General features: G+C 60.2%; 17 protein-coding genes and 1 pseudogene. 4 read left to right on the forward strand and 14 right to left on the reverse strand.

The features are described 5' to 3' along the window. The gene (pabB, locus tag EDD75_RS03065) at positions 1 to 1,437 is read left to right on the forward strand and encodes an aminodeoxychorismate synthase component I (protein WP_245963035.1); all 1,437 of its coding nucleotides are present in this window, start codon (positions 1 to 3) and stop codon (positions 1,435 to 1,437) included. A gap of 42 nt (positions 1,438 to 1,479) precedes the next feature. Here the strand turns inward: pabB and EDD75_RS03070 are convergent, their stop codons facing one another. Both EDD75_RS03070 and EDD75_RS03075 read right to left on the reverse strand, forming a co-directional pair. Beyond that, positions 1,480 to 2,592 (reverse strand): TolB family protein, encoded by a 1,113-nt coding sequence (locus EDD75_RS03070; protein WP_123927849.1) that lies wholly within the window; start codon positions 2,590 to 2,592, stop codon positions 1,480 to 1,482. Positions 2,593 to 2,618: 26 nt separating this feature from the next. Beyond that, positions 2,619 to 2,816, reverse strand: coding sequence for a hypothetical protein (locus EDD75_RS03075; protein WP_123927852.1), 198 nt, complete (start codon positions 2,814 to 2,816; stop codon positions 2,619 to 2,621). Between the two features lie 91 nt (positions 2,817 to 2,907). Here EDD75_RS03075 and EDD75_RS03080 point away from each other — a divergent pair, with 91 nt between their 5' ends. Next, entirely contained in the window at positions 2,908 to 3,612 is a 705-nt protein-coding gene (locus EDD75_RS03080) for a formate dehydrogenase accessory sulfurtransferase FdhD (protein WP_170157681.1), read from the forward strand. A gap of 45 nt (positions 3,613 to 3,657) precedes the next feature. Here EDD75_RS03080 and fdhF read toward each other — a convergent pair whose 3' ends face one another. The 5 genes and pseudogenes from fdhF to EDD75_RS03100 all read right to left on the reverse strand — a co-directional run bounded on the left by fdhF (position 3,658) and on the right by EDD75_RS03100 (position 9,410). Continuing rightward, entirely contained in the window at positions 3,658 to 6,345 is a 2,688-nt protein-coding gene (fdhF, locus tag EDD75_RS03085) for a formate dehydrogenase subunit alpha (RefSeq protein ID WP_123927858.1), read from the reverse strand. Positions 6,346 to 6,360: 15 nt separating this feature from the next. Continuing rightward, the gene (locus EDD75_RS03090; RefSeq protein WP_425451642.1) at positions 6,361 to 8,160 is read right to left on the reverse strand and encodes an NADH-ubiquinone oxidoreductase-F iron-sulfur binding region domain-containing protein; all 1,800 of its coding nucleotides are present in this window, start codon (positions 8,158 to 8,160) and stop codon (positions 6,361 to 6,363) included. Positions 8,161 to 8,175: 15 nt separating this feature from the next. Further along, positions 8,176 to 8,301, reverse strand: a pseudogene (locus EDD75_RS11545) (CCxxC motif-containing NuoF prefix domain-containing protein); the annotation flags it as partial. 51 nt (positions 8,302 to 8,352) lie between these two features. Continuing rightward, the gene (nuoE, locus tag EDD75_RS03095; protein WP_123927864.1) at positions 8,353 to 8,832 is read right to left on the reverse strand and encodes an NADH-quinone oxidoreductase subunit NuoE; all 480 of its coding nucleotides are present in this window, start codon (positions 8,830 to 8,832) and stop codon (positions 8,353 to 8,355) included. Then, positions 8,829 to 9,410 (reverse strand): 5-formyltetrahydrofolate cyclo-ligase, encoded by a 582-nt coding sequence (locus EDD75_RS03100; RefSeq protein ID WP_123927867.1) that lies wholly within the window; start codon positions 9,408 to 9,410, stop codon positions 8,829 to 8,831. Before EDD75_RS03100 ends, nuoE begins: the two co-directional genes overlap by 4 nt. A 419-nt stretch (positions 9,411 to 9,829) precedes the next feature. On the opposite strand from EDD75_RS03100, the gene groES reads away from it, so the two are divergent. Both groES and groL read left to right on the forward strand, forming a co-directional pair. After that, a complete protein-coding gene (gene groES, locus EDD75_RS03105; protein WP_123927870.1) occupies positions 9,830 to 10,114 on the forward strand; it encodes a co-chaperone GroES in 285 nt (94 codons plus the stop codon). Between the two features lie 75 nt (positions 10,115 to 10,189). Further along, the gene (groL, locus tag EDD75_RS03110; protein WP_123927873.1) at positions 10,190 to 11,809 is read left to right on the forward strand and encodes a chaperonin GroEL; all 1,620 of its coding nucleotides are present in this window, start codon (positions 10,190 to 10,192) and stop codon (positions 11,807 to 11,809) included. An 88-nt stretch (positions 11,810 to 11,897) separates the two neighbouring features. Here groL and EDD75_RS03115 read toward each other — a convergent pair whose 3' ends face one another. From EDD75_RS03115 to EDD75_RS03145, 7 genes are all read right to left on the reverse strand, one after another. Further along, positions 11,898 to 13,469, reverse strand: coding sequence for a methyl-accepting chemotaxis protein (locus EDD75_RS03115; protein ID WP_170157682.1), 1,572 nt, complete (start codon positions 13,467 to 13,469; stop codon positions 11,898 to 11,900). A gap of 298 nt (positions 13,470 to 13,767) precedes the next feature. After that, on the reverse strand, positions 13,768 to 15,141 hold the full coding sequence (locus tag EDD75_RS03120) for an FAD-dependent oxidoreductase (RefSeq protein ID WP_123927879.1): 1,374 nt from the start codon (positions 15,139 to 15,141) through the stop codon (positions 13,768 to 13,770). A gap of 52 nt (positions 15,142 to 15,193) precedes the next feature. Beyond that, on the reverse strand, positions 15,194 to 16,693 hold the full coding sequence (gene thrC, locus EDD75_RS03125; RefSeq protein ID WP_123927882.1) for a threonine synthase: 1,500 nt from the start codon (positions 16,691 to 16,693) through the stop codon (positions 15,194 to 15,196). A 134-nt stretch (positions 16,694 to 16,827) separates the two neighbouring features. Beyond that, positions 16,828 to 17,160, reverse strand: coding sequence for a hypothetical protein (locus EDD75_RS03130; RefSeq protein ID WP_123927885.1), 333 nt, complete (start codon positions 17,158 to 17,160; stop codon positions 16,828 to 16,830). Positions 17,161 to 17,183: 23 nt separating this feature from the next. After that, positions 17,184 to 18,653, reverse strand: coding sequence for a Ni/Fe hydrogenase subunit alpha (locus tag EDD75_RS03135; RefSeq protein WP_123927887.1), 1,470 nt, complete (start codon positions 18,651 to 18,653; stop codon positions 17,184 to 17,186). Positions 18,654 to 18,655: 2 nt separating this feature from the next. Further along, a complete protein-coding gene (locus tag EDD75_RS03140) occupies positions 18,656 to 19,630 on the reverse strand; it encodes an NADH-quinone oxidoreductase subunit B family protein (RefSeq protein WP_123927890.1) in 975 nt (324 codons plus the stop codon). Then, positions 19,627 to 21,978 carry a hydrogenase iron-sulfur subunit gene (locus EDD75_RS03145; RefSeq protein WP_123927893.1) on the reverse strand — a complete coding sequence of 784 codons (2,352 nt, stop codon included), beginning with the start codon at positions 21,976 to 21,978 and terminating at the stop codon, positions 19,627 to 19,629. The genes EDD75_RS03140 and EDD75_RS03145 overlap by 4 nt, the downstream gene beginning before the upstream one ends. Positions 21,979 to 22,026 lie beyond the last annotated feature (48 nt).

Genomic DNA, 22,026 nt, shown 5'->3' on the forward strand with positions numbered 1-22,026 from the left:
ATGATCCCGAAAGTCGAAAAGATGGCGACCGTCCCGTTCTGGCGTCCCCTCCCTGTTAACCCCGATCCCCCGGCCCTGCTCACCGCGCTGGGCGGACCGGAAAGGGATTACGCTTTTCTTCTCGAGAGCGCCCTTGGCCAACCTAGCCGCCTCAACCGCTACTCTTTCCTCGGCGTTGAGCCCTTCCTTATTCTCCGGAGCAAAGGCCGGCAGGTAGAAATCCTCCGGGACGGGCAGCGGGAAATTTTCACCGGCAACCCCTTTGTCCTGCTCCAGCAACTTCTCCAGGCCCACCGTGCCGCGCCGCCCGAAAAAACGGCGGGGTTCCCACCTTTCTGCGGCGGCGCCGCCGGCTACCTCGCCTACGATTTGGGCCGCCAGATCGAAAGGCTCCCCGCCGAGGCTTGCGACGACCTCGGTCTTCCGGAACTCTATTTAGGCTTTTACGATCTGGTAGTGGCGGTCGACCATCTGACCGGCAGCGTAACCCTCTGCGGCTTCCCGGTCCGGGGAGCCGCTTCCCTCGCCGAAAAAGCGCGCCGGTGGGAGTCTCTGCTGCAAAGGGGCGCCTTGCAGCCGCCCCCACCAGAAGAAACCCTGCGGCGCGGCTCCCTCCCTCCCCTACCCGCTCTCGCGGAACACTTTACGCGTGAGAGTTACGCTGCGGCGGTCGCCCGTGCCCGGGAATACATTGCTGCCGGGGACATTTTTGAGGTCAACCTTTCCCAGCGCTTCGCCGCCCCGCTTCAGGGCACGGCCTGGGAACTCTACCGCCGCCTCCGGCGCCTCAACCCGGCACCCTTTGCCGCCTACCTCCGCTTCCCAGAAGTAGAAGTGGTCAGCGCATCACCGGAACGCTTCCTGAAAGTAGAAGCAGGACGGGTGGAGACAAGACCGATCAAGGGAACGCGCCCCCGGGGCGCTACCCCGGAAGAAGACGCGCGGCTCCGGCAGGAACTCTGGGAAAGCGAGAAAGACCGGGCGGAGCTAACAATGATCATCGATCTGGAACGGAACGACCTCGGGCGGGTCTGCAGGGTAGGCTCAGTAAAAGTGCCTGAGCTTTACGTCCTCGAGGAATACGCCACCGTCTTCCACCTTGTTTCCACCGTCACCGGCAAACTCGCCCCGGAGAAAGACGTGGTGGACCTCATCCTATCAACCTTCCCCGGCGGCTCCATTACCGGGGCACCGAAAATCCGGGCTATGGAGATCATCGAAGAATTAGAGCCCGTTCGCCGGAGCATCTATTGCGGTTCGATCGGCTGGCTCGGTTTCCAGGGCGACGCGGATCTCAACATCGTCATCCGGACCTTTATCGTCAAGGACGGCCGCGTTTACTTCCAGACCGGAGGCGCGGTCACCGGCGATTCTGACCCGGAAAAGGAATACTTAGAAACGCTCGCCAAAGCCCGCGGCCTTTACAGCGCCCTGTAGCGGCTCCGGGGGTTCTCCCGCCGCCCGGCAACACCGAAAAGATCAGGACCGCTGCGCCTCCTGCGCCCGCCGCTTTTTGAGCTCTTCCAGGCAGTTGGTCTTGCCGACAACCAGATCAGCGACCCAGCAGCCGGGCGGGGCCTTAAAAACCGCCTTTTTCGTCTTTTTTACGCGGTCGAGGGCCACGATAGTCTCCGCCACCGTGCCGTCGGCCAGCGTCACCGCGGCGGCGTAGTAGAAAACCTTCTCCCCCACCCCGAAAGCGGTCCCCAGTCCCGCGGCGGTTTTAAAAACCGCCTCGTTCCGGACGGCGCTCCCGTCCGGCCGCACCGAAACGATGTAGGCCGGCAGGGAAGGATCAAACGCTCCTTCCTCCGTCTGTTGTGCGGGGACCAGAAAGTAAAGGCGCTTCCCCTCCGGATCCCAGGCAGGAGAATGCCCGCGCGCGACCTGCTTGAGCCTGGTACCGTCCACTCTTACCGTAAAGATGGGGTAAAGAAAGCTGCCGGCGCCCTGCGGCACCGCTTCCCAGGTGAGATAAGAGCCTTTGGGCGACCAGCGGAGGGAATCAAGCCGGCTGTACTTTTCTCCCCGGTTTTTGGTAATATGCGCGCCAAGCGGTTTTCCGGAGCCGCCTTTGGTGTCCTGAAGCACGATCTGGTCCGGCAGGGCACTGTAAGCAATCCGGTCACCGCGAGGGGAAAAGGCCGGCCACCAGGGATTGAACTTCTCCCCGGGAGGGATCCCGAGGCGCCCTTTTCCGTCGAGGGCTACCCATGCCAAACTGTTTCTCTCTCCAGGGTGTTCGCTGCCGCGCACGTAAAGCACGAAACGCCCGTCGGGGGAAAGCGCCGGGTGCATTGCCCGGGATGTTTCCCCGTCTGAGAGGCGCCAGGCCGCTCCCGTCCCGGGATCGAGCAGCCAGACGCTTGCCGCCACTTCTCCCGGACTGCTCCGGCCCTCAGAGTAGAAGCCCCTGACGGGGCCGCGCACGAGAGTGAAAACGACAACCTCCCGCCCTCCCCGGCTTTTAAGCGCCCCTTCTACTTCCCTTCCCGCCGGCGCTCCAAGCGGATACCCTTTAAAACACCCGTAAACGGCGAGCAGGCAGAGCCCGAAACAGAGGGCGACTTTGGCGAGTTTTCCGGAACGCATCCTGCCACTGCGCCTTCCGAGCACCTTTAATTGAAACAGCCCAACTGGCACTCCCTGATCTTGATCCCGAGGGCATCACAGGCCGCACCGATCATCCGGACCGGTACCCCGAGTTCCGCCGCTAATTCGTGGGCCCGGGCGCACGTGATCCTCTTTTCGGGAGCGGCCCGGCGTACGGCCTCTATCACTTCGGGTGAAGGTAAAACCGGCTCCTTTTCCTTCACTATCACGCCACCCCCTTGTCGCGCACTATTTTCTTCTCCACGCCATCTATTATATAATACCTTTATACAAATACCTCCGGGGGTCTTAAAGTTGGTCACCTCTACCTATCAGATTCACCGTTACGTTAGCGGCACGTGGCAAGAGAGTCCGGATCAGGTCGCCGCAGAAAAAGTGCTCGATCTTTACCTTGACGGCGCCTTCCTCAAGAAAATTCACTTTCTCCCGCGCGAGCCGGAACTCCTCCTCCTCGGGCACCTGTTTCTTGAAGGCTTGATTCGGAGCCGCGAGGAGATAGCCGAAGTGGAAATCGACATTGAAAAAAACGCGGCCCGGGTGACCCGCCGGGCTTTAAAAGAGAGTCCTTGGCAGCCTGCTTCCCTCGACCAGACGCAGCCGAAAATTTCCCCGGCCGCCGTCCTGAAGCTAGCTGCCGCCCTCGCAGCAAACCCGCTTTTCCGGCAGACCGGCGCCGTGCATTGCGGCCTGATCGCAGCGCAGGAGGAGATTCTCTTTGGCACTGAAGATACCGGGCGCTTCAACGTCCTGGATAAACTAGCGGGCTATATCCTGCGTGAGAAACTATCGGCCCCTGACCTCACCATCACCTTCAGCGGCCGGCTCACCGGTGAAATCGTCAGCCGCCTCGCCAAAATAAAAGTGCCGGTGGTCATTTCACCGGCGGCGCCAACCACGCAGGGAATCGCGATCGCCACCGCCGCGGGTCTCACCCTTATCGGCTTCGCGCGGGACGACCGCTTTAATGTTTACACGCACGCCCAGCGCTTCGAGCCGTAGTCAGACGGTTTAAAGAACGCCGGGCCTCACCCTAAACGCTGAACTCTACTTCACTGCCTTTTCGATCCGGACCGCCACACCTTTGTAGGCCGGGATCTTCGCCACCGGGTCACGCGCCGGTCCCACCAGCACGTTTACCGGACTTTCGGCCGAGTGGAACGTGGCAAAAACAATACCTGGAGGCAGCCCCTCGTTCACAGCAGCCCGCATCTTGACCGAACCCCAGCGCGAGATGACCGTTACCCGCTCCCCGCAACCGATCCCTAACCGCGCCGCATCTTCCGGGTTCACTTCGAGGCAGGTTTCCTGGTAAAAGCCGAGCGGCGTGCGGCGGGTCATGGAACCCGAGTGGTAGTGAGTAAGGTAGCGCCCGGTAATCAGCAGGAAGGGGTGTTCCCCGTCCGGTTCCTCGTCCGGACGGGCGAAACTCACCGGGTGAAAGCGCCCCTTGCCCCGGACAAACCGGTTCTGGTGTAAGATCCGCGTACCCGGATGGCCGGGCACCGGACACGGCCAGAAAAGACCCTCGGGCTCGAGGTAAGCGTAGGAGACGCCCCCGTAGATCGGCGTGAGGCTCGCTATCTCCGCCATGATGTCCGCAGGGGAGATGTACCACATCGGGTAGCCCATCGCCCGCGCTATGCTGCAGATAATCTCCCCGTCCGGTTTCGCGTCACCCACAGGTGGAATCGCCCGGCGGACGCGCTGGATGCGCCTTTCCGTGTTGGTGAAAGTCCCTTCCTTCTCAGCAAAGCTCGCCGCCGGCAGAACCACGTGTGCGTACTGCGCCGTCTCGGTAAGAAAGAGGTCTTGAACCACCAAAAACTCGAGTTTCTGGAGCGCCTCCTTGACCAGGCTGCTGTTGGCCTCCGTCACTAAAGGGTTTTCGCCCATGATGTACATCGCCTTGATCCGCCCCTCGGCCGCCGCCTCGAACATCTCCGAAGCGGTAAGCCCCGGCGTCTCGGGCAGTTTGGCGTTCCAGGCCGCCTCAAACTTCGCCCGGACCCGCCGGTCGGTTACCGGCTGGTAGCCGGGAAGCATATCCGGCAGCGCCCCCATATCGCAGGCGCCCTGCACGTTATTCTGCCCCCGGAGCGGGTAGACACCGCACGCTTCTTTCCCGATGTGCCCGCAAAGCATGGCCAGGTTGGCGATGGCCAACACGTTATTGGTGCCGCAGGTATGCTGGGTAACCCCCATAGTGTAAAGGATTATCGCCTTCTTCGCCTGCGCGTACCCTCGCGCCACCTTGTAGATAAGCTCCGCCGGCACGCCGCAGATGCCCGCTACAAACTTCGGCGGGTACTGGCTCACCCTTTCCCTGAAGGCCTCGAAATTCTCCGTCCGCGCGGCAACGAACGCCTCGTCCCATAGCCCCTCGCTTAAGATCGCGTTGGCGAAGCCATTCAGGAGCGCAACGTCCGTTCCCGGCCTGATCTGGAGGTAATAGTGGGCCCGCGCCGCTATCTCGGTCCGCCGCGGGTCTACCACGGCCAGCACCGCCCCGCGCCGCAAAGCCTTTTGGATCTGGATGGCGATTACCGGGTGCGTCTCCGTAGTGTTGCTGCCGATAACCAGGATAAACTCCGCCCCCGGAATCTCCGCCAAGGTATTCGTTGCCGCACCGCTGCCAAACGCTGCCGCCAGACCGGCGACCGTAGGGGAGTGTCAGAGGCGAGCACAGTGGTCGATGTTGTTCGTCCCGATCACCGCCCGCGCGAACTTGCCCAGGAGGTAGTTCTCCTCGTTTGTGCACCGCGCGGAAGCGAGGACCCCGATCGCGTCAGGACCGTATTTTTCTTTTATCTCCTTGAGCCTTGTGGCTACCAGTTTAACTGCCCGGTCCCAGGTAACCTTGCTGAAAAGGTAGGGGTCGCGCACCAGCGGCATCTGCAACCGTTCCCGGTGGTGAATAAAGCCAAAGCCGAAGCGCCCCTTGATACAGAGCCAGCGTCCGTTGACGGGCGCTTCGGGAGTAGAAGTGACCCCGATAACCCGGTCGTCTTTTACGTTCAGGTCGAAGGAGCAACCGACACCGCAGTAAGAACAGACGGTGCGCACCTTTTTAACTTCCCAACGCCGCCCCTGACCCCACATCGGCTTTGGGGTTAGCGCCCCAACAGGACAGACAGAGATGCAGTTGCCGCAAAAAATGCAGTTGGACTCCTCAAGCGGGACATCCATAGGCGGGGTGATCTTGGTAAAGAAACCCCGCTTCGTAAAGTCGATCACCGACCGGCCAACGAGCTCGCCGCAAACCCGCACGCAGAGACCGCAAAGGATGCACTTATTCATGTCCCGGACGATGAAGGGATTATTGTTCTCAATCCCATACTCGCGCCGCTTGCCATGAAAGCTCGTCTCCCTCACCCCGTAACGGTAGGCAAGGTCCTGCAAGGTGCAGGCCCCGGTCCGCTCGCAGGTAAGACAGTCCTGAGGGTGATTCGCCAAAAGGAGTTCGATAAGCGTTTTGCGGGCGTGGCGCACTGCCGGGCTCTCCGTCTCCACCACCATCCCCTGGCGCACGGGTGTGATGCAGGAAGCAGGGAGGTTATTCCAACCCCGCACCTCAACGATACACAAGCGGCAACCGCCCCAGGGCGAAAGCTCAGGGTCGTAGCAGAGGGTCGGAATGTAAATGCCGGCTTGCCGCGCCGCCTCTAGGATAGTGGTCCCCTCAGGCACCGTAATTTCGCGTCCGTTGATCACCAGGGTAACTTCTCTGGCCAACCGCCTGGTCCCCCTTTAGTGCCGCCTAACGGCGTTAAACTTGCAAACCTCGTAGCAACGCCCGCACTTAATGCAGAGATCCTCGTCGATAACGTGCGGCTTTTTCTTCTCGCCGCTGATCGCGTGTGCCGGGCAGGCGTACCGGCATGCGCCGCAGCCGTTGCACTTCTCCGTAATAATGGTAAACCGGCGCAGGGCAACACACTCGCCCGCAGGGCAATGCTTATCCCTGATATGTTTTAGGTACTCGTTCCGGAAGTAGCTTAAGGTGGTAAGCACCGGGTTCGGGGCCGAAGTGCCGAGACCGCAGAACGAGGTGGCCTTAACCACGCCCCCCAGATACTCTAAAAGCGGGATATCGCTAAGGTTCCCCTCGCCTAACGTAATCTTCTCGAGTATTTCTAACATCCGCGTCGTGCCTTCCCGGCAGGGCGTACATTTGCCGCACGACTCCCGCTCGGTAAAATTGAGGAAGAACTTGGCCATATTGACCATGCAGTTGTCCTCGTCCATCACCACCATGCTACCCGAGCCCATCATCGCCCCTGCACCGGTAAGCGACTCGTAATCGATCGGCAGGTCAAGCATATCCTCCGGAAGGCTGCCGCCAGAAGGCCCGCCGACCTGGACAGCCTTAAACTTCTTACCACCCTTTATCCCGCCACCGATATCGAAGATCAATTCCCGGAGGGTGATACCCATCGGCACTTCTACCAAGCCACTATTCTGTACTTTTCCAGTAAGGGCAAAGATCTTGGTCCCCTTGCTCCGCGCGGTACCTATAGAGGCAAACCAGTCGCTGCCCCTGAGAATTATTTGCGGCACGTTGGCAAAGGTTTCTACGTTATTGAGGACGGTCGGCTTGCCGAAAAGCCCTTTCTCCGTCGAGCGCGGCACCTTGATGCGGGGAATACCCCTGTTGCCCTCGATCGAAGCCATCAGCGCCGTTGACTCGCCACAAACAAAGGCCCCCGCACCTTCATTAATATGGATGCGGAAGTTAAGCCCGGAATTGAGGATATTTTCGCCCAACAGGCCGTAACGTTCCGCCTGCGCGATCGCGATCCGCAGCCGCCGGACCGCCAGCGGGTATTCTGCCCGGACGTAAATGTAGCCCTCGTCCGAACCAACAGCATAAGCGCAGAGCAACATGCCTTCGAGAACCGAATGCGGGTTTCCCTCTAACACCGCCCGGTCCATAAAGGCGCCCGGGTCGCCTTCGTCGGCGTTGCAGATGACGTAGCGTTTGCTGCTCGGGACCCGGCGCGCCGCTTCCCATTTCTTACCCGTGGGGAACCCGGCACCGCCCCGCCCTCTGAGGCCCGATTTTTTCACTTCGGCCAGGACCTCTTCTGGAGTCATCTGGGTAAGAGCCTTGGTGAGCGCCCGGTAGCCACCGACGGCGATGTATTCCGCAATGTCCTCGGGGTTGATGAAGCCACAGTGCTCCAGTACCACCTTCATCTGGTGCCGGTAAAAGGGGATTTCGTCGTAAGTGCGGCAAAGCACGCCACTTTTCGGGTCCTTATAGAGAAGCCGCTCCACCACCTGGTTCCCTTTAAGGTGAAGGGCAACAATTTCAGCAACGTCCTCTGCCTTCACCCTCCGGTAAAAAGTCCTATCCGGTTCAATAATTACATTTGGGCCCTGTTCACAAAATCCCCTGCAACCAGAAAAAGCCACCTCAACCGTATCGTCAACTCCTTGTTTTAGCAACTCGCGGCGAAAAAGGTCTATCAGCCCAAAGCCTCCACCAGACCCGCAGTTAAGCCCCGCGCAAACTATTACTTTCTTCCTTGCTGTGCCTGGGTGGATAACGATACGGGATAAAAACTCCTGTCGCTTCTCTTTACACCGGCCGTCATCATGACAAAAGGGTCCTTCGCTACGGCAAAGCACATAATCACGACAGGGATGCGCCGGTGAATGTTCACACTGGCTGCAGCATTTATCCATCAGGGACTCCACTTGACCAACTCCCGCCTTCCAACCGGAGCCACCCGGCTCTTACTCGTATTTTTTCAGCAGACTCAAGGCCTTTTCGGGGGTGAGCCTGCCGTGCGTATCCTCGTCGATCACCACCACCGGCGCCATGCTGCAGGCGCCGACACAGGAAACCGTCTCCAAGGTGAAGCGGCCATCCGGCGTGGTGCCCCCGAGTTTCACCCCTAACTCCCGCTTCAGGCGCCGGTAGATGCCTTCGCCGCCCCGCACCTGGCAGGCGGTCCCGAGACAGACGCTGATTAAGTGCCGCCCGCAAGGTTTAAGCCGGAACTGGGAGTAGAAGGTAGCCACGCCGTAAACCTTGCTGAAAGGCACATTTAGCTCCCGCGCCAGGGCGCGCATCGCCTTCTCAGGAAGGTAGCCGTAGTGGCGCTGGACAGCCAAGAGGGCCGCAATGAGCTGCTCCGGCCTGTTCCGGTAAGTATTGATAATCGTCTTGAGTTCAGGATCCTCGGGTGTCGGCGCAGGACACTTGCAGTTCATCGATCGCTCCCCTGTCTTGAGTCAATAATCCTTTTCTCGGTAATAATGAACTCCACCGGCCAGTCGTGGGCTTCGGGACAAACGGTGGGCACCACCTGAAAATCGTAGGCCAGACCGACCGTCACCGCGTCAGGCCGCAGCCCCGGCAAAAAACGGTCATAGTACCCCCCGCCGTAACCTAACCGGTAGCCCTTTACATCATAAGCCACCCCGGGAACCAAGACTAGGTCGAGCTCTTCCCGCGCTACAAGCGGACAGAACGCCGCGGGCTCGGGAATGCCAAAGGGGCCGGCCACCAGGTCCTCGGGGTAACGGCTTATCAGCCGCGCGCAAATCATTTTTTCCCGCACGTCGGTTACAGGAAGCACCACCCGCTTCCCCTCAAGAAGCGCCTCCCTTATCAGTTTCTCCGTTCCCACTTCGTTCCGGCAGGCCACGTAGGCCATAAGTAACCGCGCCCTACGAAAAGCCGGCAGCTGCCAAAGCTTTGCCTGGATGGCGGCACTTTTCCCGGCAACTTCCACCGGCGCCAGCGCCAGGCGCCGCGCCAAAATGGCCGTTCGCAAATCCTTTTTCATTGCGTAGCCCTTTTGAAATTCTCCGGGAATAAGATAACCCCTGCCGGCCGGCGATGTCAAAGCAAAGGTGTCGAGCGGCCAATTTTGCGGCGTAGAAGGTTTATTTCTGCCGTCAAACCAAAAGTCAATTCACCTTGATTAGGCTGAATTGTATAAAGTTGCCTGAGAACGGGCAAAAATATGGCGACGGACAAATGTAAGCGGGATTATATTTTGCCATTAAATTTCTCAAAAGAAGAAAAAATGGGGCGACTCTGAAAGATAAACGCAAGTTTTCCCGCAAGAGAGATGATATTTCGCAGATCAGCCACTTTACGTTTGGCAACCGCTTTGGTTATTATATTTCTTGGCTTGGTATTAGCACTCAATTAAAATGAGTGCTAACAAATAAAAAAATTTAATTTAAGGAGGGGTTATCGTTGATCAGGCCTTTAGCAGACCGGGTAGTGGTTAAGCCGCTGCCGATGGAAGAAGTGACGAAGGGCGGTATCGTCCTGCCCGACACCGCCAAGGAGAAACCGCAGAAAGGTGAGGTTGTCGCGGTGGGGCCGGGCCGTCTTCTCGACAACGGGCAGCGGGTAGCCGTCGACGTAAAGGTTGGGGACAAGGTGCTCTACTCCAAGTACGCCGGCAATGAAGTCAAACTTGACGGCGAAGAGTACCTGATCCTCCGCGAAGCCGACATCCTCGGTGTAATCGAGTAAGAAGCGATTCTTTGATCCTTAATACGCTGTTTCCCCTTAACGCGCATAAAAAAAAACTTAAAGGAGGTAAAAAACTTGGCCGGAAAAGAGCTTATTTACCGTGAAGATGCACGTGCCGCCATGGAGCGCGGCGTCAATGCCGTAGCCGACGCGGTGAAAGTTACCCTGGGACCGCGCGGCCGTAACGTCGTTCTCGAAAAGAAATTCGGTTCGCCACAGATTGTGAACGACGGCGTCACTATCGCCCGTGAGATTGAGCTGGTGGATCCTTTCGAAAACATGGGTGCCCAACTCACCAAGGAAGTAGCCACCAAAACCAACGATGTCGCCGGTGACGGTACCACCACCGCGGCCTTGCTCGCGCAGGCCATCGTGCGGGAAGGGATGAAGAATGTCACCGCAGGTGCTAACCCCATTTTGGTCAAGCGCGGCATCGAGAAGGCTGTGGAGCGCGTCGTCGAGGAGCTTAAGAAGATCGCCAAGCCGGTAGAATCCAAGGCGGCGATCACCCAGGTAGCCTCCATCTCCGCCAACGACCCGACCATCGGCGAACTGATCGCCGAAGCAATGGAAAAGGTCGGCAAGGATGGCGTCATCACGGTCGAGGAGTCGAAAGGTATCGGCACCTCGCTCGAGGTCGTCGAGGGGATGAACTTCGACCGGGGTTACATCTCGCCCTACATGATCACCGATCCGGAGCGCATGGAAGCGCTGCTCAATGACCCGTACATTCTCATCACCGACAAGAAGATTTCTGCCGTCACCGATATCCTCCCCATCCTCGAAAAGGTGCTCCAGACCGGCAAACCCTTGCTCATTATCGCCGAGGATGTGGAGGGCGAAGCGCTGGCCACCCTGGTGGTAAACAAGCTGCGCGGCACCCTCTCCTGCTGCGCGGTTAAGGCCCCGGGCTTCGGCGACCGGCGCAAGGCGATGTTGCAGGATATTGCCATCCTGACCGGCGGCCAGGTAGTCTCCGAAGAGGTCGGCCTCAAGCTTGACAAGACCACCTTGGACATGCTCGGCCGCGCCCGGCAGGTGCGGGTTAAGAAGGAAGAGACGATTATCGTCGGCGGCCAGGGCAATCCCGACGACATTACCAAACGGATTGCCCAGATCAAGAAGCAGATCGACGAGGCGACCTCCGATTTTGACCGGGAGAAGCTGCAGGAGCGGCTGGCCAAGCTTGCCGGCGGTGTGGCGGTGATCAACGTCGGTGCGGCTACCGAAACCGAGATGAAGGAGAAGAAGCTCCGCATCGAGGACGCCCTCAACGCCACCCGGGCGGCCGTTGAGGAAGGCATCGTCCCCGGCGGCGGCACGGCGCTTATCAACTGCATCCCGGCGCTTAACGACCTCAAGCTCGACAACCCGGATATGCAGGTTGGGGTGAATATCGTCCGGCGCGCGCTCGAAGAGCCGCTCCGCCAGATCGCCTGCAACGCCGGCCATGAAGGTTCCGTTGTGGTCGAGAAGGTTAAGGCGAGCGAGCCGGGCATCGGCTTTGACGCGCTCAACGAGCGCTTCACCAACATGATCGAGGCCGGCATCATCGACCCGGTCAAGGTGACGCGGACGGCACTCCAGAACGCCGCCAGCATCGCCTCGATGATCCTCACCACCGAGTGCCTGGTGGCCGAAAAGAAAGAAAAGGAGAACAAAATGGGTGGCGGGATGTCGCCCGACATGATGTAAGGCGAACAAACGCCCGAAGGCCCCGCGTGAACGCGGGGCCTTTGCTTTTAACCTGCCACCAACAATACCAACGGCGAACGCAGAACGTTTACAACTTAAATACCTTCAACGCGCCCTGAAGCTCCGCCGCCTGCTGCGCGAGCTCCGAGGCCATCTGCCCCACTTGCTCCGCCACGCGGCTCGCCTCCTGGACCGACTGCGCCACGTTTTGGGTCCCCTGGCTCGCCTGCTCCGTGGCCCGTGCGATGTCCCGGATCCCGGCGAGAGTGTCCGCCACGCCCTTGAGGATGCTCTTGAGCCTTTCTTCCGTCTCGATCACGGCGCCGGCGCCTTGATGTACGGTGGTAGAGGCGCGGTCGATCGCTGCCACTACTTCACCCGTGCCCCGCTGGATCTCCGCGATGATCTTGCTGATCTCCTCGGCGGCCTGGGCTGATTGCTCCGCGAGTTTTCTCACCTCTTCCGCCACCACCGCGAAGCCGCGCCCGTGCTCGCCGGCGCGCGCCGCTTCGATCGCAGCGTTGAGCGCCAGGAGGTTGGTCTGCTCCGCGATGCCTTTGATCACTTCCGTGATCTGACCGATGGCCGCGGAGCGCTCGCCAAGCTCCCTCACGAGACCGGCGCCTTTATCAACCGCCTCCTGGGCGTTCCGGATGCCGCTTACCGCACCGCCCAGCGCCTGGATGCCCTCGTTCGCCTCCCGCTCCATCCGGTCCGCGATCTCTGCCGCCGTCTGGGCGTGCGCCGCCGTCTCCTCCGCTCCCGCCGAGAGCTCCTCGACGGTCGCCGCCACCGTCTGGACCGTCGCCGACAACTCCTCCGCCGAAGCAGCAAGATTTTCGCTCTTACCGGAAACCTCCACCGCGGCTCCCTGAACCCGGATCGCCAGCTCCCGCAGCTGGCCGACCATCCGCCCGGTCGCATCGGCGAGCATCCGCAGCGCCCGGAAGCGCTGCGCGCCTAAGTTCACGGCGGCGAGGTCCCCGTCGGCCACCTTTTCTATCCGCTCGGCCACTATCCTGATGGGTGTCAGTATCCGTTGGATAACCGGTACAAAAACCAAAAGCAAAATACCCAAGACTGCGAGACCAACTAAGAAAGCAGACCAGACCATCCTGCCGGTCGCCGCTTTGACCTCGGTGAGCGGAACACCCACGAACCACATCCCGACAACCTTGCCCTGCGCGTCCTTAAGCGGCATGTAGGCCGTGAGGTGGGGCGTCCCGGCCACGTCGGCCGTACCGTAGTAGTTCTGCCCCTGCTTCAAGACCGCCTCGACCACGTAGGGCGCCGCTTTGGTCCCGACCTTCCGGTGCCCTGTAGCGTCTTTCACGGTGGTCGCCACGCGGGTGTCGCCCATAAAGATGGTCGCCTCGGTACCAAAATCTTCCTTAACCTGGTCAACCACCGCGAAGTTCCCGTTCATCAAGACTTTACCTTTGTAAAGCTTGTCCCCCGCCACGCGCCAGTCGCCCGGATAGTGGTGTTCGAAGAGTATGTCATAGGTCCCGGCAAGGTCACGCTTCAGGTACCCCTGCAACTGCGCGGTTAGACTCGCGCGCGCGACCAGGACCACCGCCAGGGTACAGGCCGCCGCAGCAAAAACAACCGTCACGGCCACGAGAAAAGCCATCGCCTTCCGCAAGCTATATACCCGCACCGGTATTCCTCCTTCAAAGGCCCAAGGGTTAGCCACGCTAAACAAAAACGCTATCTTTACCCAAAGCCCGGCACCGGCAATCACTCCTTTCCCCAGCACCCCGGGAAACATTTCCTTGCTTTCTTTTTCGTTCAGAAGCACCTCTTTCTAAAGAGGAAAAGGGGAAGAAACTTTTCCCTTGAGATTTTCAGGGGGGAAAATTAAAGGAACTCCAGACGGAGTTCCTCTCTCCTTAAAGCCAAGAATCGTTACCGGAAAAGCTTGGGAAGGGTTGCCGCGCGAGCGCGAAAGTTTTCAACTAATTACGCTCGCCATGAAGCTTTTGAGCCGCGGCCTCCGCCGCCACCGATAGGTAGTAGTTGGTCGGGGCGGCCGTGAGGAGCGGGTGCGTGCCCACCTGCAGGAGCGCCACCTGTTCGCAGGTCATCCGGTTGAGGATGCAGGTCGCCACCACGTTGATAAGTTCCCCTACACTCTCCCCGCCTAAAGCCTGGCCGCCAAGGATCACGCCGGAGCCCTTCTCAAAAACAAGTTTAACCCGTGTATCGGTCACTCCCGGCATCACCTTGGGGTGGCGGTTGGGGGTGACCGCCTCTCCCGTCACGACCGCGAAGCCTTCGCGCCGCGCCGCCTCTTCCGTGAGCCCCGCCGCCGCGAAGGCAACCCGGCCCACGACCGTCGAGACGACCCCGATAATCCCAGGGTTCTCGCGCCGGTTTTCGTAAAGGTTGGCCGCCACCACGCGGGCTTCCATCGTCGCTACCGAAGCGAGGCGCACCGGACACGGTTTGCCGGTGAAAAAGGAGACCTTCGCGGCGCAGTCCCCGCAGGCGAAAATATGCGGATCTTCGGTCCGCATGTGCCGGTCCACCCAGATGCCGGCCACCGGGTCCGCCTTGAGCCCCGCCTGCGCGGCCAGTTCTACGTTCGGCCGCACGCCGGCCGAGATTAACACCACGTCGGCTTTAAGTTCTGTGCCGCTCGCCAGGCGAACGCCAGCAACTTTTTCGCCCCCGGTTATCTCCGTCACTTTTTCTCCCGTCAGCACCTTGACGCCAGCACTAGCCAACTGCTTCTCCGCCGCCGCGCAGAAGGAAGCATCGAAGGAGAGGGCCAGGCAGTGAGGCAACATTTCGACTACCGTAACGTTTTTGTCGCTGTGTTTTTTGATCTCGTCGGCAAATTCGACGCCGATGAAGCCCCCGCCGACGATCACCACGTCGTGCGCCGCCCTGAGCGCCGTCAGGAATTCGCTGATCTGATCCACATTCTTCCGGATGACGAAGACGTTTTGTTTGTCCGCACCGGGGATGGGCGGGATAAGCGGGGTCGAGCCGGTGGCCAGGATAAGCTTGTCGTAACCAATAGTAGTGCCGTCGGCGAGCACAACCTGGCGGTTTTCCCGGTCGAGCCGCGCCACCTCTTCCTCCACCAGATCGATACCCTCGAAATCGAGCAAGGCGTCAGGGATCAGGTCCCGCTCGACCGACCCGATGGTGCCGAAAATGTAGGGGATGCCGCAGGGGATGGGGACGGGCGAGTCCCGCCGGATGATCGCGATGCTCTTCTCCGGGTGGTAGCGCCGCGCGACCGTAGCCGCGGTTAAACCCGCCGCGCTGCCACCGATAACCACAATATCCGCCGCCTCAGGAACCGGAAAATCCTCGTGCATTCTTCCACCCTTTCTCCGGTTATTTTATACTGATTTTTTTCGCCTATCCGGCTTAAATTCCCAGGATTTCCGCCACGACTTTTTTCATCTCCTCCCGCTGGACCACCCGCCGGTGGCGGACCGGCTTTCCCGCCAGGGTCCGGAGCCCCTCGGGCACCGGCCAGCCCGTCTCCCGGGCAAGGATTTCGAGGAGCGCGAATTCGTCATGGCGCGCGGCCGCTTCCTCCCCTATCACGGCGCACGCCACATCGCGGTTGAACTTGAAGGGGCTCGCGGTCGAGAGGATAATGCTCGGCGTCCCGTCTTCCGTGGTCGCCCGGTAGCGCGCGTAAACCGCCACCGCCACCGCAGTGTGCGGGTCAAGGAGGTAACCGTAGCGCCGAAAGGTTTCCTTGATCGTTGCCAGCGCGGTCGCGTCATCCGCCCAGTCGGACCAGAAGATTTCCCGCACCTGTGCCGCCACCGCCTCCGGAACCCGGTAGACGCCGCGCTCTTTGAGTTCACCCATCCAGTTTCGCACCGCCGCGGCATCCCGGCCGGTGAGCGCGTAAAGGAGGCGCTCTAAGTTGCTCGAGATGAGGATGTCCATCGAAGGCGAAATGGTCTTATAAAAGGGGCGCCGCCGGTCGTAAATGCCCGTGCGGACGAAATCCGTGAGAACGTTGTTCGCGTTCGCAGCCAGGACGAGGCGTTTCACCGGCAGCCCCATCAGCCGCGCGTAAAAGCCGGCGAGGATGTTCCCGAAGTTGCCCGTCGGCACCACGAAATTGACCGGCTCACCGGACTTGACGCCCCCAATGGCAAGGAGGTCGGCGTAGGCGGAAAAGTAGTAAACAATCTGCGGCAAAAGCCGCCCCCAGTTGATCGAGTTGGCGGAAGAAAACTCAAAGCCCGCCGCTTTAAGCCGCGCCCTCATCTCCGGGTCCGTAAAGATCTCCTTGACGCCGCTCTGCGCGTCGTCGAAGTTGCCCGCCACCCCGACGACGTAGGTGTTGTTTCCCTCCTGCGTCACCATCTGGCGCTTCTGCATCTCGCTCACGCCTTCCGCGGGGAAGAAAACAATGATCCGCGTCCCCGGAACGTCCCGGAAGCCCTCTAACGCCGCCTTCCCGGTATCGCCGGAGGTGGCTACCAGGATCACGCTTTCGGCCGCATTTCCCGTTTTCCGGCGGGAAAGGACCAGCAAATGGGGCATCAGCTGGAGCGCCATATCCTTGAAGGCGTAAGTCGGCCCGTGCCAGAGTTCCAGGATGTAGGAACCATCCCCCAGGGACTTGAGCGGCGCAATCGCCGGGTGGGCAAATTTCCGGGTATTGTAGGCCGCCCCGATGCACGCCCTTATCTCCGCAGGGGTAAAGTTCTCAAGGAAAGGCGTGATGATGCGCGCCGCCCGCTCCTGGTAGGAAAGACCAGGGAAGGCCGCAATCTCAGGTAGCGCAACAGCCGGAAATTCCGCCGGGACGTAGAGGCCGCCGTCGGGAGCTATCCCCTGCACGATCGCCGCCGCTGCCGTGACCCGTGGTGCCTCGCCCCGCGTGCTTTCGTAGTACATTTTTCTCCTCCCGGAATGGTTTTAACGGTAAAAGTATAACATAAGCGGGCCTTCGGGAGGGTGAAAAATAGAAAAGCGCAGCGATTGCCGCAGCCTAAAAGCCGCGCCAGCCTTGCGCTCGAAACCGCACCGGGTTAGCCCGCCGTAATGTGGTCCAGAAATTCGCTTACCTTCTCCCCCTTCGCCGCGAGGAACTCCTGCAACTGCCCCTCGGTCAGCGGCCGGGTGATCTCCGGGTCCGCCGCGTCGGGCACCGTGAAGAGAAGGCGCTTGAGCTTCCCCATCTCCACCGCCGCCAGGATGAGCACCGTCTTCCCGCCGTGCTCGCAGGCGAACTCGAATTCGTCGAAATCTTCCGGCGGGTCGGGCAAGTAGCGGCACGTGATCCCGCAGGCAGCCAGCTTTTCGCTGTCCTTCACGCACTGGAGCTTAATTTCCCGCCCGATATACTTCTTGAAGCGTTCCACCAGCACCCTCCTCTCTCGTGAAACTACGCGGTTTTTACTCCGGGAAGAATCCGTTGCCGGAGCTTCCCGCCCTGGTAAATCAAAACCTCAAGCGGCACTCTTCCGGGAAGCATGTGGCTCGCGCAGGCCAGGCAAGGATCGTAGGCCCGCACCGCCATCTCCACCATATTCAGCACCTTCTCGTCCACCGCGCCGTTTTTGATGAGCCCCTGCGCCGCCTTTTTCACCGCGAGGTTGATCGCGGCGTTGTTTTGGACCGTGGCGACGATAAGGTTGACTTTCTGCACGATGCCCTTTTTATCGGTCACGTAATGGTGGTAAAGGGTGCCGCGTGGCGCTTCGACCACGCCAACCCCCTCCGCTGGAGGCCGGTCGGGAACAGCACGCACGTGCGGATCGGTTATTTCCGGGTCCTGCGCCAGCTCGAGAATCCGTTCGCTCGCGTACATCAGCTCCACAAGCCGCGCCCAGTGGTAGGCCAGCGTGTGGTGGACCGGTTTACGCCCGAAAAAGGCGAAAAACCGCTCGTACGCTTCCTGCGCCAGCGGCGTCGCCATTCCTTCCGCCACGTTGAGGCGCGCCAGGGCGTTTACCCGGTAGATCCCGCTTGCCGGTCCGTCGGTGAAGCCCTGCCACCCGATCTTTTTCAAGTAAGGGAACTTGATGTAGCTCCAGGGCTCGACGTGCTCCGCGATTTCCTGCAGGTAATCCTGGCCCTCAAAAAGGGCCACTTCCCTACCCTCCGGGTCGACAACCCTTATCCGGCCCTCATAGAAGTTGACCCGCTTCTTTTCGTCAACCAAACCGGCGTAGTAGGTCTCGTGGCGGTAGAGATCACCCGCAATGAGCGCCGCGAGTTGCCTGTTTTGCAAAACCGCCCGCGCGAAAATTTCCAGGCTCTTTTGGCTAAAAGTAACGAGGGCGCGCGCCAATTCCACAATCTCCGCGCGTTCCTCCGGTAGCAGCGGCTTGGCGAGGCCGCCGGGGAGCCCGGTAACCGGATAAATCGGGTGACCACCGATGATCCCCTGGATGCGCTGGGCGTAACCCCGCGCATCGACAACGGCCGCACCGACTTCTTTCCCCAGTTTTTCCACCAGGCCAAAGATGTTGCGCCTGGCCGCACCTTCGTCCATCAGGAGCAGGTCGGGGGCCCCAAGCGCGAAGAAGTGGAGAATGTGGCTGTGAGCCATGTGAGCGTTGTAGTAAATCTCCCGCAGCATCCTGGCGGCGGGCGGCGGGCTTGCCCCGTAAACCGCGTCGCACGCCTTGGTCGAGGCCATGTGGTGGGCGCCGGGGCACACGCCGCAGATTTTGGGCGTAATCCGCGGCAACTCCTCAACGTGCCGGCCTTCGCAGAACTTTTCGAAGCCGCGGAACTCGATTACCTGAAAGTAGACATCAATAACGTTTCCGGCGTCATCGAGGATGATCTCGACCTTACCGTGCCCCTCAAGCCGCGTATTCGGGTGGATGGAAATTTTCCGCGCCATACCTATCCTCTTTTCTTGTTCAGAGTGGCAACCGGCAGGGTAAAGGTATAAAAGGTCCCGACCGCGTCCTTTACCGCCTCCAGCACATCGAGAACCTTTGGCGGCGGCAGGTAATCCTCCCCTTCCCCCGCCAGACCGGCGAGCGCCGAAAGCGCTCCCGCACCGGGATCATCCGCTCCGGGCAGCGGACCGTAGCAGCCCCGGCACGGCATATTGGCGCGCACGCAGCGGGCACCACACCCGCTCCGGGTCGCGATACCCATACAAAAAATGCCCTGTTCGAGCAGACACCGCTCCGGGTCGGCCACCTGCTGGTGCGGCCGGTATAGCCGCGCCACTTTCTTCGCTTCTTTCGCCTGCGCCCGCGGGCAGTCGTAGCAGAGCGCCTTATCGGCCGCAAAATAGCGCTCTTCCCGCTCCTTTCCGGCAACCGCCCCGAGCGCTCCGAGAAACGAGACAATCGTACTGGTAGATGGCGGGCAACCGGGGACGTAGTAGTCCACCGGAATTACCTGGTCGAGGGAACGGATTGCGGGGGAAAAAGCGGGAAGCGTGAGCGCAAAGTTTCCCCGCTCGGAAACGGGCTGCGGCAAAACCCCTTCTTCGTTCGCATTGGACGGAGCTTCGATATAAGCGCGTTTCAGGAGTTCTTCCGCCGTAAACTGGTTACCGAGCCCCGGAATACCGCCGAAACAAGCGCAGGAACCGTAGGCAACAATGGTGCGGCACTTAGCCCGGAAGATCTTCGCCTCTTCCTCCTGCTCGGCAGTCCGGATGGCGCCGTTGATGATCCCTACATCAACGCTCCCGTCGGGCAGGGCCGCGAGATCCGGGCGCTTAAAGTCAAGGGCCACCGGCCAGTAAAGGATTTCGATCTTTTCTGGCAAATCCAAGATGGGCCTACCCACATCGAGAAGCGAGACATCGCAGCCGCCGCAGGAAGCGGCCCAATTCAAAATTACTTTCAGCTTGCTCATAGCGCCCTCCCTAAAGAAACCGGTCCCAACTTCCGCAGGCTCTTATCCATCTCTGCAATCGCTTTCGCCAGTTCGCGCCACATCGGCACGCCGATGTATTCCCACTTGAGCCGTCCTTCAAAGCCCATTTGGCGCATTACCGCGCTCAAGAGCGCCACCCTTTTAGCGGTCATATAGTTGCCCGCACCGTGGTGGCAGTTCTTTGGTGGGCAGCCGGCAATAATGATCCCGTCCACCCCGCGCCGGTAAATCTCGAGCAACAACCCGGCGCTCACCGAAGAAGAGCAGCGGATCCGGATGCTCCGGAAGTTCTGGTGCGGAATCTTGTGGCCGTAAACGCCCATGAGATCAGCCGATGCGTAAGAGCACCAGTAGCAGAGGAGTCCTAAAATCTTGGGGTCACCGTCCGGCACGCTCCCAAAAGCCACCTCCACCTGCCGGAGGATCTGCTCGTCCGCGAAATTCCGGAGCCGGATGGCCCCGCTCGGGCAGACGGAGGCGCAGAGCCCGCATCCCTGACAGAAAGCCGGATCGACCGCCGCGCCGTTATCCGTAACCTTGATCGCCCCGTGCGGGCAGACCGCTTCGCAAATCCGGCAGCGGGAACAAGCGGCGGCATTCACCTCTGAAATAAACTTCGGCAACTCTTTTTCGCCCCTGGCCAGGTAGCCAAGCGCCTTAAACGCCGCAGCGCTCCCCTGCTCCACGCTCTCCTGGACCAGCTTCGGCCCCACCACCGCGCCGGCCACGTACACCCGGTCAATGTATGATTCGGTAGGCCGTAAGAGGCGCGGTTGGATTTCCAGCGGGTAACTGTACCTATCGGTCTTGAGTTTTAGCTTGTTAATTAGCTCGTTGCCTTCGGGAAGAAGGGCCTCTGCCAAAACCAGCAAATCGGCTTCGAGTTCCTGGGTTTCGCCGTTAGGACTCACCAGCTCAATTTTCAGGCCCGCTTCACTCTCCGTCACCCGGACAACTTCGCCGTTGATAAACTCGACGGAGTCCTGCGCTTCGTTGTAAAACTGCTCGAAGGCCCGCCCGTAGGTCCTGATGTCGCCGAAGTAAATCATCGTGACCTCAACATCGGGGCGCATGGCCAGCACCCGGTTGGCCTGCTTGACAGCGAAGCTACAACAGTTCCGGGAGCAGTAAGGCACGCCGACTTGGATTTCCTTGTTCTTAATCCGGGAAGCGCCGCAGAGCATGAAGACGATTCGCTCCGGCGGGCCTCCCGGACGGCTAAGGCGAGCCGCAATGAGTCTTTCCATCTCCATGCTCGAAAGGACGTTGGGTGAACCATAATTGAGGTGGGTAAGGGCGCTCAGGTCGTAGGATTTAAAACCGGTGGCGAGAATAACCGCGCCGAAGGTATCCTCTATGATCTCCGGCGCCGCTCCCAAATTGATGGCGCCCGTCGGGCAGACCTTCAGGCACTCGCCGCACCCGGTGCAGGCATCAGGTAAGAGCGTGTAGGTGTCGGGAATGGCCAGCCGGTACTCTTTGTCGATAGCCTTACGCTTCTTGAGCCCGTACTCGTAACTATTATCAACCTCTACGGGGCAGACCGCCGCGCACTTGCCGCAGGCGACACACCGCTCCGGATCAACGAAGGCCGCTCCCTTTTTGATTCGCACCCGGAAGTTGCCGTTCTCCGGAATAATTTCTTCAACTTCGCTTGCGGTAAGGAGGGTGATGTTGGGGTGGAAGACCACCTTTCTTCCCTGAACCGGCGCCACGCAGTCGCTCACACACATCGCTGGCCAGCTCTCGCTCTGAGCCAGATAAGGAATTTGGCAGAAGTGCCCGCCCAAGTACGCCTTCTTTTCGACCAGCACCACGCGGGTCCCCGCCAGCGCAAGGTCGTAGGCTGCCTGCATCCCGGCGGGCCCGCCGCCGATAACGAGCCCTTTCGGGGCCAGCTTCACCGGAGGTGGCACCGGAAGGTTGGTGAGCAGCTTGGCGTGAGCCATCCGGAGCATATCGAGCGCTTTAAGGGTCAGGTTCCCGTCGTGGATCCACACGCACTGCTCGCGGATGTTGGCCACCTCGAACATGGCGCGGTCAAGGCCCATTTCCTTGAGCCACGCGGCAATCCGGTCCTCGTTGAAGGTGAGAGACGAACGCTCGGAACAACCGGCGAAAAGGAGTCGCTCGCAGCCGCGGCAGGCTTCCTTCGCCTGCGCCATACCTTGAGCGCTACAAAGGCGGTCGGTGGTGAAAACCACGGCAACACCTGCCAGCTCTTGCGCCTTCTGCGATAGATAACCCGTATCGATTTTTTCGGCGATTTGGCCGCCGCAGGTGCAGATGAGGACGCCAATCTTTGGGACGGAGGAGGCTGTTTTCATCCGCAACTCTCCTCATGACCTTTTTATTTATCATAAGTTTGTAATCCG

It is taken from the genome of Thermodesulfitimonas autotrophica, from assembly GCF_003815015.1.
GTDB lineage: Bacteria > Bacillota > Desulfotomaculia > Desulfotomaculales > Ammonificaceae > Thermodesulfitimonas > Thermodesulfitimonas autotrophica.

Coding starts and splice junctions, on each gene's coding strand:
- EDD75_RS03120 (WP_123927879.1), bottom strand. CDS start 15,141: ATGCACGAGGATTTTCCGGTTCCTGAGGCGGCGGATATTGTGGTTATC.
- EDD75_RS03070 (WP_123927849.1), bottom strand. CDS start 2,592: ATGCGTTCCGGAAAACTCGCCAAAGTCGCCCTCTGTTTCGGGCTCTGC.
- pabB (WP_245963035.1), top strand. CDS start 1: ATGATCCCGAAAGTCGAAAAGATGGCGACCGTCCCGTTCTGGCGTCCC.
- EDD75_RS03145 (WP_123927893.1), bottom strand. CDS start 21,978: ATGAAAACAGCCTCCTCCGTCCCAAAGATTGGCGTCCTCATCTGCACC.
- EDD75_RS03135 (WP_123927887.1), bottom strand. CDS start 18,653: ATGGCGCGGAAAATTTCCATCCACCCGAATACGCGGCTTGAGGGGCAC.
- EDD75_RS03140 (WP_123927890.1), bottom strand. CDS start 19,630: ATGAGCAAGCTGAAAGTAATTTTGAATTGGGCCGCTTCCTGCGGCGGC.
- nuoE (WP_123927864.1), bottom strand. CDS start 8,832: ATGAACTGCAAGTGTCCTGCGCCGACACCCGAGGATCCTGAACTCAAG.
- thrC (WP_123927882.1), bottom strand. CDS start 16,693: ATGTACTACGAAAGCACGCGGGGCGAGGCACCACGGGTCACGGCAGCG.
- EDD75_RS03100 (WP_123927867.1), bottom strand. CDS start 9,410: ATGAAAAAGGATTTGCGAACGGCCATTTTGGCGCGGCGCCTGGCGCTG.